The 15,940-nt window shown below is 55.1% G+C and carries 10 protein-coding genes, 2 tRNA genes and 2 pseudogenes; 11 read left to right on the plus strand and 3 right to left on the minus strand.

The features are described from left to right. Positions 1–88: 88 nt before the first annotated feature. The 10 genes from BTN82_RS03675 to BTN82_RS03720 all read left to right on the plus strand — a co-directional run bounded on the left by BTN82_RS03675 (position 89) and on the right by BTN82_RS03720 (position 11,227). Positions 89–165: transfer RNA gene (locus BTN82_RS03675), tRNA-Met, on the plus strand. 130 nt (positions 166–295) lie between these two features. Further along, a complete protein-coding gene (rimP, locus tag BTN82_RS03680) occupies positions 296–754 on the plus strand; it encodes a ribosome maturation factor RimP (protein ID WP_075118122.1) in 459 nt (152 codons plus the stop codon). 47 nt (positions 755–801) lie between these two features. Beyond that, positions 802–2,283 (plus strand): transcription termination factor NusA, encoded by a 1,482-nt coding sequence (gene nusA, locus BTN82_RS03685; protein WP_009046934.1) that lies wholly within the window; start codon positions 802–804, stop codon positions 2,281–2,283. 26 nt (positions 2,284–2,309) lie between these two features. Then, positions 2,310–4,823, plus strand: coding sequence for a translation initiation factor IF-2 (gene infB, locus BTN82_RS03690; RefSeq protein ID WP_075117819.1), 2,514 nt, complete (start codon positions 2,310–2,312; stop codon positions 4,821–4,823). 159 nt (positions 4,824–4,982) lie between these two features. Continuing rightward, the gene (rbfA, locus tag BTN82_RS03695) at positions 4,983–5,378 is read left to right on the plus strand and encodes a 30S ribosome-binding factor RbfA (protein WP_075117820.1); all 396 of its coding nucleotides are present in this window, start codon (positions 4,983–4,985) and stop codon (positions 5,376–5,378) included. A 3-nt stretch (positions 5,379–5,381) separates the two neighbouring features. After that, positions 5,382–6,299, plus strand: coding sequence for a tRNA pseudouridine(55) synthase TruB (gene truB / locus BTN82_RS03700; protein ID WP_075117821.1), 918 nt, complete (start codon positions 5,382–5,384; stop codon positions 6,297–6,299). A 140-nt stretch (positions 6,300–6,439) separates the two neighbouring features. Next, positions 6,440–6,709: a 30S ribosomal protein S15 gene (gene rpsO / locus BTN82_RS03705; protein WP_009042128.1), complete on the plus strand. Its 270-nt coding sequence runs from the start codon at positions 6,440–6,442 to the stop codon at positions 6,707–6,709. Between the two features lie 196 nt (positions 6,710–6,905). After that, positions 6,906–9,011 (plus strand): polyribonucleotide nucleotidyltransferase, encoded by a 2,106-nt coding sequence (pnp, locus tag BTN82_RS03710; RefSeq protein ID WP_075117822.1) that lies wholly within the window; start codon positions 6,906–6,908, stop codon positions 9,009–9,011. A 225-nt stretch (positions 9,012–9,236) separates the two neighbouring features. Beyond that, positions 9,237–9,312: transfer RNA gene (locus tag BTN82_RS03715), tRNA-Thr, on the plus strand. A gap of 169 nt (positions 9,313–9,481) precedes the next feature. Next, the gene (locus BTN82_RS03720) at positions 9,482–11,227 is read left to right on the plus strand and encodes an alpha-L-rhamnosidase C-terminal domain-containing protein (protein ID WP_081375408.1); all 1,746 of its coding nucleotides are present in this window, start codon (positions 9,482–9,484) and stop codon (positions 11,225–11,227) included. Between the two features lie 198 nt (positions 11,228–11,425). Here BTN82_RS03720 and BTN82_RS03725 read toward each other — a convergent pair whose 3' ends face one another. Both BTN82_RS03725 and BTN82_RS03730 read right to left on the minus strand, forming a co-directional pair. Further along, positions 11,426–12,865 (minus strand): O-antigen polymerase, encoded by a 1,440-nt coding sequence (locus BTN82_RS03725; RefSeq protein WP_148169455.1) that lies wholly within the window; start codon positions 12,863–12,865, stop codon positions 11,426–11,428. A 659-nt stretch (positions 12,866–13,524) separates the two neighbouring features. Beyond that, positions 13,525–14,007, minus strand: a pseudogene (locus BTN82_RS03730) (LysR family transcriptional regulator); the annotation flags it as partial. Positions 14,008–14,027: 20 nt separating this feature from the next. Between BTN82_RS03730 and BTN82_RS03735 the strand changes: the two are divergent. Then, positions 14,028–14,705, plus strand: a pseudogene (locus BTN82_RS03735) (agmatine/peptidylarginine deiminase). Between the two features lie 367 nt (positions 14,706–15,072). On the opposite strand, the gene BTN82_RS03745 reads toward BTN82_RS03735, so the two are convergent. Further along, positions 15,073–15,927 carry a 3-hydroxyacyl-CoA dehydrogenase family protein gene (locus tag BTN82_RS03745; RefSeq protein WP_222610204.1) on the minus strand — a complete coding sequence of 285 codons (855 nt, stop codon included), beginning with the start codon at positions 15,925–15,927 and terminating at the stop codon, positions 15,073–15,075. Positions 15,928–15,940 lie beyond the last annotated feature (13 nt).

The raw sequence follows: 15,940 nt of genomic DNA on the forward strand, positions 1-15,940 counted from the left end.
GAGAGCCCGCTGTTGCGGGCTTTCTTGTAGGTGGAAGGTTACATTGACCCAAAAAGGGATCAGTCGTATACTTCCGCCCCAGCTTTGTCGCGGGGTGGAGCAGTCTGGTAGCTCGTCGGGCTCATAACCCGAAGGTCGTCGGTTCAAATCCGGCCCCCGCAACCAGTTTTAGCGGAGCCCCTTTTCAGGGGCTTTTTGTTAGCTGGTCACTTTATAGCGCCGATGTTCAACGGCGTTTCCGGGATGGGCGTTTCGCCCATTTTTTATTTGCACAAGCATGCACGAGGGGGTTCAGGTGTCGAGCAAGCTAGAACAGTTGCAGGCCTTGTTGGCCCCGGTGGTCGTGGCCCTTGGCTATGAATGCTGGGGTATCGAGTTTTCGGCTCAAGGTCGCCACTCACTATTGCGCGTTTATATCGATAAAGAAGGCGGAGTGCTGGTGGACGACTGCGCCATCGTCAGCCGTCAGCTCAGCGGTGTTTTGGATGTCGAAGATCCGATCACTGTTGAATACACCCTTGAAGTTTCCTCTCCTGGCATGGAACGCCCGCTGTTCACTCTTGAACAGTTTGCCAAGTATGTCGGTGAACAAGTGAAGATCAAGCTGCGCTCGCCCTTTGAAGGCCGGCGTAATTTTCAGGGCCTTCTCCGCGGGGTGGAGGAGCAGGACGTCGTGGTGCAGGTGGAAGACCATGAGTTCCTGTTGCCGATCGATATGATCGACAAGGCCCACATAATTCCCAGTTTTGACTGAGACGCGGATCCCGCGGATCCAATGGCTTGCGAAAGGCGAGGCGTACGATGAGCAAAGAAGTACTGCTGGTTGTTGAGTCGGTATCCAACGAAAAGGGTGTACCGGCAAGCGTGATTTTTGAAGCGCTGGAGCTGGCTCTGGCCACTGCTACCAAAAAGCGTTTTGAAGACGAAGTTGATCTGCGTGTGGAAATCAATCGCCACACCGGTGCTTACGAGACTTTCCGTCGTTGGACGGTAGTCGAGGAAGCCGACCTGGACGATCCGGCGGTGGAAACCTGGCCGAGCAAGGTCCAGGAAACTCATCCCGGCGCGAAAGTCGGTGATGTCGTCGAAGAGAAGATCGAGTCGATCGAATTTGGCCGCATCGCTGCGCAGACCGCCAAACAGGTCATCGTGCAAAAAGTTCGCGAAGCCGAGCGGGCTCAAGTCGTCGATGCCTACCGCGAGCGTCTGGGTGAAATCATCTCGGGCACCGTGAAAAAAGTGACGCGCGACAACGTGATCGTCGACCTGGGTAACAACGCCGAAGCGCTGTTGGCCCGTGAAGACATCATCTCCCGCGAGACTTTCCGTGTTGGCGTGCGTCTTCGCGCGCTGCTCAAGGAAATCCGCACCGAGAACCGCGGTCCTCAGCTGATCCTGTCGCGTACTGCGCCGGAAATGCTGATCGAGTTGTTCCGCATCGAAGTGCCGGAAATCGCCGAAGGCCTGATCGAAGTCATGGCGGCGTCCCGGGATCCGGGCTCGCGTGCCAAGATCGCGGTTCGTTCCAAAGATAAGCGCATTGACCCTCAGGGCGCGTGCATCGGTATGCGCGGTTCGCGTGTCCAGGCCGTTTCCGGTGAGCTGGGCGGTGAGCGTGTGGACATCGTCCTGTGGGACGACAACCCGGCGCAGTTCGTGATCAATGCCATGTCGCCGGCCGAAGTCGCGGCAATTATCGTCGACGAAGATGCCCACGCCATGGACATCGCCGTCGGCGCAGACAATCTGGCTCAGGCCATCGGTCGCGGTGGTCAGAACGTGCGTCTGGCCAGCCAGCTGACCGGCTGGACCCTGAACGTGATGACCGAATCGGACATCCAGGCTAAGCAGCAAGCTGAGACCGGCGACATCCTGCGCAACTTCATCGAAGAGCTGGAAGTCGATGAGGAGCTGGCACAGGTGCTGGTCGATGAAGGTTTCACCAGCCTGGAAGAGATTGCCTACGTACCGTTGGAAGAAATGCTCAACATCGACGGCTTTGACGAAGACATCGTCAACGAGCTTCGCGCTCGTGCCAAGGATCGCTTGTTGACTAAAGCCATCGCTACTGAGGAAAAGCTGGCAGACGCCCATCCGGCCGAAGACCTGCTCTCGCTTGAGGGTATGGACAAGGATTTGGCGATGGAACTGGCGGTGCGCGGCGTAATTACCCGCGAAGACCTGGCCGAGCAGTCTATTGACGACCTGCTCGACATCGACGGCATTGACGATGATCGTGCCGGCAAGTTGATCATGGCCGCCCGAGCCCATTGGTTCGAGTAATAGGCGCGGCCTGAGGAGAGAAGTGCATGACGCAAGTCACGGTGAAACAACTGGCCGATGAGGTCAAAACACCGGTAGAGCGCCTGTTGCAGCAGATGCGTGAGGCAGGTCTGCCGCACACCGCCGCCGAGGAACATGTGACCGACAGTGAGAAGCAATCGTTGCTGACTCACTTGAAGAGCAGCCACAAGGCGAAAGTGGAAGAACCGCGCAAGATCACTTTGCAGCGTAAAACCACCAGCACCCTGCGTGTCGCCGGCAGTAAAAGCATCAGCGTTGAAGTGCGCAAGAAGAAAGTCTTCGTGCAACGCAGCCCGGAAGAAATCGAAGCCGAGCGCCAACGCGAACTGGAAGAACGTCGCGCAGTGGAAAATGCTGCACGTCAGAAGGCTGAAGAAGAAGCCAAGCGTCGCGCCGAAGAAGAAGCGCGTCGCCAGCCTGCTGCTGCGCAACCTGCTGTCGTTGAAGCTGTCGCTGCCCCGGCAGTGGTTGCCGAGCCTATCGTGGAAGACGCACCTGTTGCCGCTCCAGCGCCAGTCGCTGAAGTGCGCAAGAAGGACGAGCAGCGTCGCCCGGACAAGAGCCGTAACGACGACAACCGTCGTGGTGGCGATGGCGAGCGCAAAAACGCTCCGCATCGTGCTTCCGTGAAGGAAAAGGCTCCGGCTCCACGCGTTGCCCCACGTACTACCGATGAAGAAAGCGATGGCTTTCGTCGCGGCGGTCGCGGCAAGGCGAAGCTGAAGAAGCGTAACGCTCACGGCTTCCAGAGCCCAACCGGCCCTGTCGTGCGTGAAGTGAAGATCGGCGAAACCATCACTGTTGGCGATCTTGCCCAGCAGATGTCGGTCAAGGCTGCCGAAATCATCAAGTTCATGTTCAAGCTGGGCACCCCGGCCACCATCAACCAGGTACTGGATCAGGAAACTGCCCAGCTGGTTGCTGAAGAGCTGGGCCACAAAGTGACCCTGATCAGCGACACCGCCCTGGAAGATTCCCTGGCCGAGTCCCTGAAGTTTGAAGGTGAGGCCGTACCTCGTGCGCCAGTCGTGACCGTAATGGGTCACGTTGACCATGGTAAGACCTCGCTGCTCGACTACATCCGTCGTGCCAAGGTAGCGGCTGGCGAAGCCGGCGGTATTACCCAGCACATTGGTGCCTACCACGTTGAAACTGAGCGCGGCATGGTCACCTTCCTCGACACCCCAGGTCACGCCGCGTTTACCGCCATGCGTGCTCGTGGTGCCAAGGCGACCGACATCGTGATCCTGGTGGTTGCAGCGGACGACGGTGTGATGCCGCAGACCGTTGAAGCCGTTCAGCATGCCCAGGCCGCTGGCGTACCTCTGGTCGTTGCGGTGAACAAGATCGACAAGCCGGGTGCCGACCTCGATCGCATCCGTAGCGAACTGTCGGTTCACGGCGTGACTTCCGAGGACTGGGGTGGCGACACTCCATTCGTTCCGGTTTCGGCGAAGATGGGTACTGGTGTCGACGAATTGCTCGAAGCCGTGCTGCTGCAGGCCGAAGTTCTCGAACTGACCGCCACTCCTTCGGCTCCTGGCCGTGGTGTCGTGGTTGAGTCGCGTCTCGACAAGGGCCGCGGCCCGGTGGCGACCGTGCTGGTTCAGGACGGTACCCTGCGTCAAGGCGACATGGTGCTGGTCGGCTCGAACTATGGCCGCGTGCGCGCCATGCTCGACGAGAACGGCAAGCCGATCAAGGAAGCCGGTCCGGCCATTCCGGTCGAGATCCTCGGCCTGGACGGTACCCCGGACGCTGGCGACGAGATGAGCGTGGTTGCCGACGAGAAGAAAGCCCGTGAAGTGGCTCTGTTCCGTCAAGGCAAGTTCCGCGAAGTCAAACTGGCTCGTGCTCACGCCGGCAAGCTGGAAAACATCTTCGAAAGCATGGGCCAGGAAGAGAAGAAGACGCTCAACATCGTCCTCAAGTCCGACGTCCGTGGATCGCTGGAAGCTCTGCAAGGCGCTCTGAACGGCCTGGGCAACGACGAAGTGCAAGTGCGCGTGGTCGGCGGCGGCGTCGGTGGTATCACCGAAAGCGATGCCAACCTGGCACTGGCCTCCAACGCTGTACTGTTCGGCTTCAACGTGCGTGCCGATGCCGGCGCACGGAAGATCGTCGAGCAGGAAGGTCTGGATATGCGTTACTACAACGTGATCTACGACATCATCGAAGACGTCAAGAAAGCCCTGACCGGTATGTTGGGCAGCGACGTCCGGGAGAACATCCTGGGTGTTGCCGAAGTTCGCGACGTGTTCCGCTCGCCGAAGTTCGGTGCGATCGCCGGTTGCATGGTCATCGAAGGTGTCGTGCACCGTAACCGTCCGATCCGCGTACTGCGTGAAGACATCGTTATTTTCGAAGGCGAGCTGGAATCCCTGCGCCGCTTCAAGGATGACGCTTCCGAAGTGCGTGCCGGCATGGAGTGCGGTATCGGCGTGAAGAGCTACAACGACGTCAAAGTCGGCGACAAGATCGAAGTCTTCGAGAAGGTTCAGGTTGCTCGCAGCCTCTAACTCGCGCACTTCAAGAGCCATGATGGGCAGCGGCGTGCACTTGCGCAGCGCCTCATCCAGACTCTAAACGCAACGCCCGGTCTGGCTTTTGTCAGGCCGGGCGTTTGCCGCTTTCAGACCTTGCGGGTTTCGCCGTGAGGCAGCAACAGGTAACAAGACATGGCAAAAGAATACAGCCGTACCCAACGTATCGGCGACCAGATGCAGCGCGAGTTGGCTCAGCTGATCCGTCGTGAAGTCAAAGACCCGCGCGTCGGCCTGGTCACCATCACCGCCGTTGAAGTCAGCCGTGACGTTGGTCACGCGAAGATCTTCATCACTGTGATGGGCCAGGACAACCCTGACGATATCGCCCAGAGCATCAAGGTGCTCAATTCGGCCGCCGGCTTCCTGCGTATGCAGCTGGCTCGCGAGATGAAGTTGCGCAGCGTTCCACAGCTGCATTTCCACTACGACGAAAGCGTCGTGCGGGGCGCGCATCTGTCGGCCCTGATCGAGCGCGCCGTGGCCGAAGACAGCCAGCACGCCGCTGAACCCGAAGACGCCAAGGAGTAAGCGGTGGCTCAGGTCAAGCGTATCCGTCGTAATGTCAGCGGGATCATCCTGCTGGACAAGCCGCTGGGGTTTACCTCCAACGCGGCACTGCAGAAAGTCCGCTGGTTGCTCAACGCTGAAAAGGCTGGGCACACCGGTAGCCTCGATCCCCTGGCCACCGGTGTGTTGCCGCTGTGCTTCGGCGAGGCGACCAAGTTCTCGCAGTACCTGCTCGATTCCGACAAGGGTTACGAAACCCTGATGCAGTTGGGCAAGACCACCACCACGGCCGACGCCGAGGGGGAAGTCCTGCAGACTCGCGAAGTGACCGTTGGTCGCACTGATATTGAAGCGGTGCTGCCGGAATTTCGTGGGCAAATCAGTCAGATACCGCCGATGTACTCAGCCCTCAAGCGTGATGGCCAGCCACTTTACAAGCTGGCGCGTGCAGGCGAAGTGGTGGAGCGCGAAGCGCGTTCTGTTACTATTGCGCGCTTGGAATTACTTGCCTCTGAAGGCGATACTGCGCGGCTGGCGGTGGACTGCAGTAAAGGCACCTATATCCGGACCCTGGTGGAGGATATCGGTGAGAAGCTGGGTTGTGGGGCTTATGTCGCAGAGTTGCGGCGCACCCAGGCCGGCCCTTTCAGCCTGGCCCAGACCGTTACGCTGGAAGAGCTTGAAGCGGTACATGCCGAAGGCGGCAACGAAGCGGTGGATCGCTTCCTGATGCCATCGGACAGCGGCCTGTTGGATTGGCCGCTGCTGCAGTTCTCGGAGCACAGCGCGTTCTACTGGCTCAACGGTCAGCCGGTACGGGCTCCAGACGCACCGAAGTTCGGCATGGTGCGGGTACAGGATCACAATGGTCGCTTTATCGGTATCGGTGAAGTGAGCGAAGACGGGCGCATCGCGCCGCGTCGACTGATTCGGTCGGAATGACCGGAACCAGCCTGTGTAACAGCAGGCTGGAGAGGGTGGCTGTTAACAGGCACGGTCACAGCTCATTTATAGATACAGGGATTTGTCCCTGGCCTGTTGGTGGCGTTTCTCGGAACGTTGCCCTATGAGAGGAAAGCCAAATGGCACTCAGCGTTGAAGAAAAAGCTCAAATCGTAACCGACTACCAGCAAGCTGTTGGTGACACTGGTTCGCCAGAAGTGCAAGTTGCACTGCTGACCGCCAACATCAACAAACTGCAAGGTCACTTCAAGGCCAACGGTAAAGACCACCACTCCCGTCGTGGTCTGATCCGCATGGTTAACCAGCGTCGTAAGCTGCTGGACTACCTGAAAGGCAAGGACCTGAGCCGTTACAGCGCTCTGATCGGTCGCCTGGGTCTGCGTCGCTAATCAGCGATTGCGCTCTGAGGTTGGTTGTCTGTCAGGCGTCAGCGGGGTTCCGCCGGCGCTTGTCAGGCTTCCAGCCTCAAGTTTTATCTGCGGTACCGTTTTACCTGGACAATCAGCATCGGGCCGATTCCCGACATTGCCCAAGAATTTCGCAAGAAACCAGTTCCCCCAAGAGCCACAAAGAAGGTAGGACACCGTGAACCCGGTAATCAAAAAATTCCAGTTCGGTCAGTCGACCGTTACCCTCGAGACTGGCCGTATCGCCCGTCAGGCCTCCGGCGCAGTATTGGTCACCGTTGACGACGACGTCAGCGTATTGGTGACCGTGGTTGGCGCCAAGCAAGCCGATGCAGGCAAGGGTTTCTTCCCTCTGTCTGTTCACTACCAGGAAAAAACTTACGCTGCCGGTAAGATTCCTGGCGGTTTCTTCAAGCGCGAAGGCCGTCCTTCCGAGAAAGAAACCCTGACCTCGCGTCTGATCGACCGTCCGATCCGCCCTCTGTTCCCAGAAGGCTTCATGAACGAAGTGCAGGTTGTCTGCACCGTGGTTTCCACCAGCAAGAAGACCGATCCGGACATCGCTGCGATGATCGGTACCTCGGCTGCCCTGGCGATCTCCGGCATTCCTTTCGACGGCCCGATCGGCGCTGCCCGCGTAGCGTTCCATGAAAGCACCGGCTACCTGCTGAACCCGACCTACGAGCAGCTTCAGGCCTCCAGCCTGGACATGGTCGTAGCCGGTACCTCGGAAGCGGTGTTGATGGTTGAGTCGGAAGCCAAAGAGCTGACCGAAGACCAGATGCTGGGCGCCGTGCTGTTCGCCCACGACGAATTCCAGGCGGTGATCCAGGCCGTCAAAGAGCTGGCCGCTGAAGCTGCCAAGCCAACCTGGGACTGGGCTGCTGCTCCAGAAGCCACCGCGCTGCTGGGCGCTATCCGCGCCGAGTTCGGCGAAGCGATCTCCCAGGCTTACACCATCACCGTCAAGGCCGACCGTTATGCGCGTCTGGGCGAGCTGAAAGACCAAGTCGTAGCCAAGCTGTCCGGCGAAGAAGGCCAGCCTTCGGCTTCTGAAGTCAAAGCTGCTTTCGGCGAGATCGAATACCGCACCGTTCGCGAGAACATCGTTAACGGCAAGCCACGTATCGATGGTCGCGACACCCGCACCGTACGTCCGCTGAACATCGAAGTCGGCGTTCTGCCGAAGACTCACGGTTCGGCGCTGTTCACCCGTGGCGAAACCCAGGCCCTGGTCGTCGCGACTCTGGGTACTGCCCGTGACGCACAGCTGCTGGACACCCTGGAAGGCGAGAAAAAAGACCCCTTCATGCTGCACTACAACTTCCCTCCGTTCTCGGTGGGCGAGTGTGGTCGCATGGGCGGCGCCGGTCGTCGTGAAATCGGTCACGGCCGTCTGGCCCGTCGTTCGGTCCAGGCCATGCTGCCAGCCGCCGACGTGTTCCCGTACACCATCCGCGTGGTATCGGAAATCACCGAATCCAACGGTTCCAGCTCCATGGCTTCGGTCTGCGGCGCTTCCCTGGCGCTGATGGACGCAGGCGTACCGATGAAGGCCCCGGTTGCCGGTATCGCCATGGGCCTGGTTAAGGAAGGCGAGAAGTTTGCCGTCCTGACCGACATCCTGGGCGACGAAGACCACCTGGGCGACATGGACTTCAAGGTAGCCGGTACCGCCAAAGGCGTGACCGCGCTGCAGATGGACATCAAGATCAAGGGCATCACCGAAGAAATCATGGAGATCGCCCTGGGCCAGGCCCTGGAAGCTCGCCTGAACATCCTCGGTCAGATGAACCAGATCATCGGTCAATCGCGTACCGAACTGTCGGCCAACGCTCCGACCATGATCGCGATGAAGATCGACACCGATAAAATCCGTGATGTCATCGGTAAAGGCGGCGCGACCATCCGTGCGATCTGCGAAGAGACCAAGGCTTCGATCGACATCGAAGACGACGGTTCGATCAAGATCTTCGGCGAAACCAAGGAAGCTGCAGAGGCTGCGCGTCAGCGCGTTCTGGGCATCACCGCGGAAGCCGAGATCGGCAAGATCTACGTCGGCAAGGTTGAGCGCATCGTCGACTTCGGCGCGTTCGTCAACATCCTGCCGGGCAAGGACGGTCTGGTTCACATCTCCATGCTGAGCGATGCTCGCGTCGAGAAAGTGACCGACATCCTGAAAGAAGGCCAGGAAGTGGAAGTGCTGGTACTGGACGTGGACAACCGCGGCCGTATCAAGCTGTCCATCAAAGACGTGGCGGCAGCCAAGGCTTCGGGCGTTTAACACGACCGCAGCACTGAGCTGAACAAGCAAGCGCCCCGACTGATTCGGGGCGTTTTGCTATCTGCCACACCGCTATTCCCTGTAGGAGCGAGCTGGCTCGCGATCCAATCTCAAGGCCGCTACCTGCTCCGGGGCGACCGCTGCGTGGTCATCGTGAGCAAACCGCTCCTACAGGGGGGAGGCGATATGGCAAAACCTCGGCCTCGGTGCTAGGTTTAGCCCTGCGCCCGTGTAGCTCAGCCGGTAGAGCAGCGCACTCGTAACGCGAAGGTCGCAGGTTCGATTCCTGTCTCGGGCACCATGTTCACTTTCATTGGGTTCTGCAACGTTCAAATGATGCCCGCGTGCATCGCTATGATGCGTGTTCTCGGGGGAGGGCTCGAAATTGTCATAAAACGACGGGCCATCGGGACATCACTTAAAGAACCCGGTTACATTGATTTTACAAAAAAAGACGAGAAAGCGCACAGATGAAGTCGTTCTGCATATTGGTTTTTACTCTTGTTTTTTCATCGGTTTCGGTTGCGGCGCAAGAACTTCCGGTGGGTATAGAAGGAACAGTAAAGCTATTTAAGCTTGCACCCGTGAAGGTAGATGTCAGCGAGAGCAAGATCACTCTTGATTATGGGAAAGTATATTTTTCGAAGGTGACAATTACCCCTGATCAGGAGAATGTCGGCCGCGCGATAACCATAAAGCTAAGAGAAAGTAGTCAGCCAGACCCACTTCCAAGTACCGGCCCGGAAAAAATTGGCGTCCGCTACCTTGAAGAAAATATTACCTTGCGCAAAGGCTCACAGGAGCTGCCGCTTCCTGTCGCGGATAAGAGGTTGATGCCAGCGAGTATCGGCGCTGTAATGCCGTTCCGTTACATTGATATCTATGGATGGAAGGGAGAGTTTTCGGAAAAGTTCATCAAGGTCGAATTTTCTCGCTCATCGAAGTATGAGAACCGAGGCGTTATTAGTTTTTCCGGTGGTCAAACGGCTGATGAGTTAAATCGAATCCTTGAGTTGACGAGCCATACACTCGAAGCCACCAGTTTTGCGGGTGTATTCGTGGATGGGGATCGAGAGCGGCTACCGTACGAGGCTGATGCCTATATCAATATGCTTGGCTGGTTTGCCAGCGTTGGAGACGTTACCGTGCCTCGGCGAACGTTCGAGTATCTGGTTAAGCATCCAAGCTGGCCAACGGAGTGGCAGGCACACATGATATTCATGGCCTGGGCTGACTATTTACAGACCGGCGATATCAAGTTCTTGCGTAAGCATTACGACTGGCTCAAAACGTTGAGCCTTGGAGAGGCCATCTCGGAGTCAGGGATGGTGGATGTGACGAAAATTTCTCCGGAGTTGAAAGAAAAGCTCAAGGTAACCTACCCACTAGGAGATATTGTGGATTGGCCACCCAGTCAGCGGGACGGTCATGAAATGCTTGCAAACAACACGGTTACCAATGCATTTGTCTATATGGGTTTCAAGCGCATGGCGGATATCGCTCATGCTTTGGGAGAGGAGTCGGACCGTAGTCGATTCAGCGATTTGGCCAGCGGTTTGAAATCTGTCATGGACGTTAAGGTGAAGGGGCAGGACGGAGTGTATGTCGATGGTATTGGCTCCACGCATACATCAGCCCATAGTCTGTTTATCCCTTTGGCATTTGGCATGGTTGATAACAGCCAGCGCGGTGATGTCTTGAAGAGACTGGCCACGAAGATTGAAAGTTATGATGGTGGTTTCCCAGGTTCGGTTTTCACGGCCCAGTATCTATTGGAAGGGTTATTCGAATCGGGTGAAGACGATCTGGCTCTCGCGCTGATGCTGAATAAGACTGAGCGTGGTTGGATGAACATGTTGAATAAATATGATGCCACCATTACCCATGAGGCTTGGGATGTTCAGTTCAAGTATAACGAAGACTGGACCCATGCTTGGGGAGCCGCGCCAGCCAATATAATTCCGCGATTCATCTTGGGTGTTAATGCGACTGCACCTGGCTGGGCACGCTGGGAAATAAAGCCATCGAAGGTTTTGAAGTTTTCCGCGAAAGCGAAGATACCAACTCCTCATGGATTGATCGATATTGTTTATGATTATCCAAAACGGAAAATATTATTCAGTGTGCCAAAAGGTACAGTGGCTGAACTAAGCCTTAATCATCGTTCGCTGCAATTCAAGCCAGGTCGGCACGAAGCCGTATGGGACATCCAATGAGTTCGTCTGCATTGAATTTATGAGTTTTTACGAGAGTCATGCAGAAACATGTTTGGACGTTTTTGTGTGTGCGTGAGGTAAGGCGAGTTGTATGTAAGTGCAACCAACTTGGTTCGGTTGCACTTCTTGGATAGGAGGCCTAAATTTTCTACGGCATGATTTTTTGGAAGGCCTCTGGGTTTGCTGGTACAGGCAGGGTCAGGACTTAATAAAGTAAAATCTCTTGTTGCTGAGGTAGCTATTTATGCCAAGGATGGCGGACACCGCAATAAATACGGCAAAAATACTATTCCATGTCATAATGCTGATAAGGAAAGATGAATATGTATAAGCTATAAAGCACATGTATAGTGCAACGGAGATAACTGGTTTTTTTGCTTTTAGTATCGTGAGATATGCTAGATTGAAAATAAAGCCAGTGAGCGTGAAGTATATTAAAGATCCAATCATGGAGAAGTCGGTAATCAAGCCTCGAAACATGGTGTATATGTTTGACTGTATTATGTCGTGATAGTTGTAGTACTCATCATAGTAGCCCTCTGGGATGTAGGTTGTGTTGCCCATGGCTTTAAATATAGCCATGAATGTGTATAACCCATATGTGTTTTGTTTGAGTAGTGCGTACTCCATATTTGAGTGGCCTAAATAAACGCTGGAAAACCAGTCGGAAAACGCATAAAAACTACCGAAGGCATATGAAGATAAGTAGAACTCCAATTTTTTAATAGTTTCCTCTATAGTCCCTTCTCCAATGCCTCGCGCCAGAAACGAGGCTATTAAAATTGGGAAAAGCAAAACCACAGAAATGAATATTACTTTGTTGGTTAGTTTGTTTGTAAGGGAGTAGCTTCCTGCATGCATTCTTGCGACTAATACACCCGAGTAGAAAAAGGCTGCACATAGGAACAGAGTTCCCTTGTCAGCGTAAATTATCATGTGAAGTCCGGCAGGAATAAAGCTGCAAAGGAATATTAAGACTCTCTTGAAATTGCTTTTGTTGGCGATGATTAATCCGCCAATGCAGTTTGCAGTGTAATTTAGTACTACACCGATCTGTGCGAAAACGTTTGGTTCAATGTGCCCATTGTAGCGGTCGCTAAGGTATCGGTTTGCAGTTCCTATTAGGTCCGTAATAAACTCATAAGGCGAGTAACCTTGAATGGCTAAGTTTGCAAGCATGCAAAGAATTACAATTATTTGCATTGAAAAAAAGCTTAGTGTTAATATTTTATTGTTGTAAAGGTTTGGAGATGTCGTTTGCTTGTAATGGTTTGCTTCTCTGGCTCTGTTCCAGTTTGTAAGGAATGCAGGTATGGAAAACGCTAATGTGCAAGCAAATATGTAAAGCGTTGCCATCGGGGTTGATGGGACGTTAGTCATTACTACTAATGGGAAGAAAGTAAAGAGGAACCAGAATAAAGAGAATACAACGGGCGGCGCTACCCATGATCTACATTTGATTTTGAGTATATATGCTGACAATAGCATCGCTAGACTAAACCCGATGGACGCTACCTTAAATATGTAATCTTCTTCTGTCACTGGGCTACCACTAATTAAGTGTTGTTGAATGAGTGTTGCTATAATCATCACTATAAGGAAGAGTGCTAAAGCTTGAGGCATGGCTTTATGGGCCAATCTTTACTGTCGCTTTCCAGGGGGCATTCTTACCTGGAGTCCTTTAGTAGTTGTTGCTCAAAGACTTTTTCTCGTGGTTCCTTGAGCTCGAATACCGCCACGGTAGATTCTGGTGTCCAAGCTGCTACTCGTTACCACTTTGATCTCCAGCATGTCTGTATTAAGCATCGATATTGATGCCTAAGGATAGTCGAGGATTCTACAAGCGAACGCCGGGTGTGTCAGTGTCTGTGTCATGTAGGTACTTGTCTGGCTTGTGCTTAGCCGGCTGACTGGCTCGTGATCAATTAACGGGTGAGTTGATGAGCGACCCGCGGCAGTGAAAAAGTACACTAGCTGGGGACAACTGTTGATGCGTAGTCAGATAGAGTCGGTAGATATGGCTTGGGGGTACCAAATCTGATTCCTGTTTCGGGACTCGGTTAGTCGTTTCAAGCAATCAATGAATGCCTGTCAGCTACTTACAAAGCCCGCCCAGTGCGGGCTTTGTCGTTTCTGGTGGTCTTGTCTGTTTCTGGGTATCCGGACGGCTAGGGGGCATCCCGGTTTTGCAAGGTAACCTCTTCAAGCTCTCCCAGGGCCTTCGGCCAGCCAGTCGCAGAAGCCGCGAGTGAGGGTGTCGCCTTCGCTGCCGCGGTGCACCAGCCAGCTCCAGTTTGGGCCGGGTACAGTCGGTCTTCCAGCGGCAGGCAGAAGCTGCATTCGGCCTGAGTGCTGAGGTCGTCGCGCGCGGCGATGTCGATGGTCTGGGTAGCCATGTCGGGTGTTTCATCGGTGGTCAGTAGCCAGAGATCAACCTGCCGATGGAGCCGGTGAAAGTCCGCCAGGCGTGGCACAAGCCAGTGGTGGGCGAAGGCCGGGGTGGTGTTGACCACCAGTTGGTTGGGTTTGCGCTTCTGGTCCAGGCGGCGGATGCCCACGGCCAGTTATTGCAGCAGTGACTGGGTAGTGCTGAGCAGGTCGCAACCGGCATCGGTCAATGCCACGCTGCGGCTGTTGTGCAGGAACAGCGGCTGTTCGAGGAAGCTTTCCAGGCTGAGAATCTGCTGACTGATGGCCGACAGGGTAAGGTGCAGCTCTTTGACGGCCTTGTGGAAGCTACCCAGGCGGGCGGCAGCTTCTAAGCCGCGGAGGGCGTTCAGGGGGGGGGCAGTGTTTAAGCATGATCGATAAGCTAATCAAGTTTCGGAAAAATCTATCGTTCTGGATGGCTTTTCCTCATAATCAGGCCCTGTGGGAAACCACTTGGGGCGTGACCCTGGCCGATGTGTAAGTCGACTTCGCCCGAGTGGCCAACGCCATTGCCTGTTTCGAACCGCTGAAGATGGTGGTCGCCCCCTACGCTGTGGTGCAGGCCCGTGAGTTGTGCGCGGCGAATATCGAACTGGTCGAACTGTCGATCAACGACAGCTGGTGCCGCGACACCGGTCCGAGTTTTGTCTGCCATCCGCATCTGGGCACGGCCGGGGTCAACTGGCGCTTCAACGCCTGGGGCGGCAAATCGGCCTTTGACCTGGACGCAAGCCTGGCGCGACGTATCTTCGACAGCCTTGGTCTGGAATGTTTCGACGTATCGCTGACCAACGAAGGCGGCGCGATTCATGTGGACGGGCAGGGCACCCTGATCACCCAGTACACTCGCGACAACCCGGATTTTGCGCCGGGCTACATCAACTTCCTGCCGATCAATGAAGCGGTGATCGCCCCGCCGTTCGGCGACGCGGCGGCTGACCAGTACTGCAAGGACCTGCTGGTCAGGCTGATCCGGGGCAATATCGACCCGATCGCCGCGGGCGGCGGTGGCATTCATTGCGTGAGCAAGCATTTGCCGCGGGCATGAGATGGCTTTGGTTGCGTAAGGCTCGGGGGCGGATCTGATTCGAACCTTCATGTACGACAAAGCCCGTATCGAGTGGGCTTTGTCGTACTTGCCAGACAGGCCCAGAGGGGCTGGGCAATTAGTTTTCTAATGTGAGTCATGACCTCGCGCAGCTAATTAGTGAGGCTTTTAGCTCTGGTAATGGGCAGCGTGATTCATGAGTCGCATAGGTCCATCATTGACAGCGGCCCGGGACTACATTGCAAGGCCGCATGTCAGATGCATATGGAACGTAACTTGGTGAGTTGGAGCGTACACGCCGGGATCTGTCACTCCCCGAACTTCTTGGTCTGAAGCGGCCCTCGGTCCAAGAGTGTTCGGGTATCAACTAGTAGTTGTAGAATCCAATGCCTGTTTTTCGTCCAAGTCGATTGGCTCTGACCATTTTCCTTAATAACGGATGGGCTCGATATTTTGGATCGCCCGTTTCGTTGTGAAGCGTTTCCATGATCGACAGGTTCACGTCATTGCCAATGAGGTCGGCAAGAGCCAGTGGGCCAATAGGGTGATTTGCCCCAAACTTCATTGCCTTATCGATCTCCTCAGCGCTAGCCACACCTTCAGCCAATATGCCGATAGCTTCATTGATCATCGGTATGAGCATTCGGTTAACGATGAAACCAGGTGCTTCGTTAACCAATACTGGCTCTTTGCTTAATTCTTTTGCGAAGTTGAATGCCCAAGTGGCGGTTTCATTGGAAGTAGATAGACCGACAATGACCTCGACCAGTTTCATCACGGGGGCGGGGTTGAAGAAGTGCAAGCCGACGACGTTTTCAGGGTATTTAGTAATGCTCGCAAGTTCGGTGATGGAGAGCGATGATGTATTTGTGGCGATCACCGACTGAGCATTGGCATGCTTGGCAATCTCTCGGAATACTTCGTGTTTGGCCGCCATGTCTTCGGTAATGGCTTCAAGAACCAGATCGCAATTTGAAATTTCTTCGAAGCTGCTGGCAACGGATATCTTGGCAGAATAACTTTGGGCATCTTCGCGCAAAAGTCTCTTTTTATTGATCATCCTTTCCCATTGGGAGTTCAGATCATCGAGCGCGGAGCGGCAGCCGGATTCGGAGCGGCCAAGCCATACCAACGAATAGATGATATTGGACTGGGCAAGAATCTGGACGATTCCTTTGCCCATCGTCCCAGACCCAATGACCGCAACTTTAATTTCTTTCATGCTGCAAGGAGTC

This window comes from Pseudomonas chlororaphis, from assembly GCF_001921865.1.
Lineage (GTDB): Bacteria > Pseudomonadota > Gammaproteobacteria > Pseudomonadales > Pseudomonadaceae > Aquipseudomonas > Aquipseudomonas chlororaphis_D.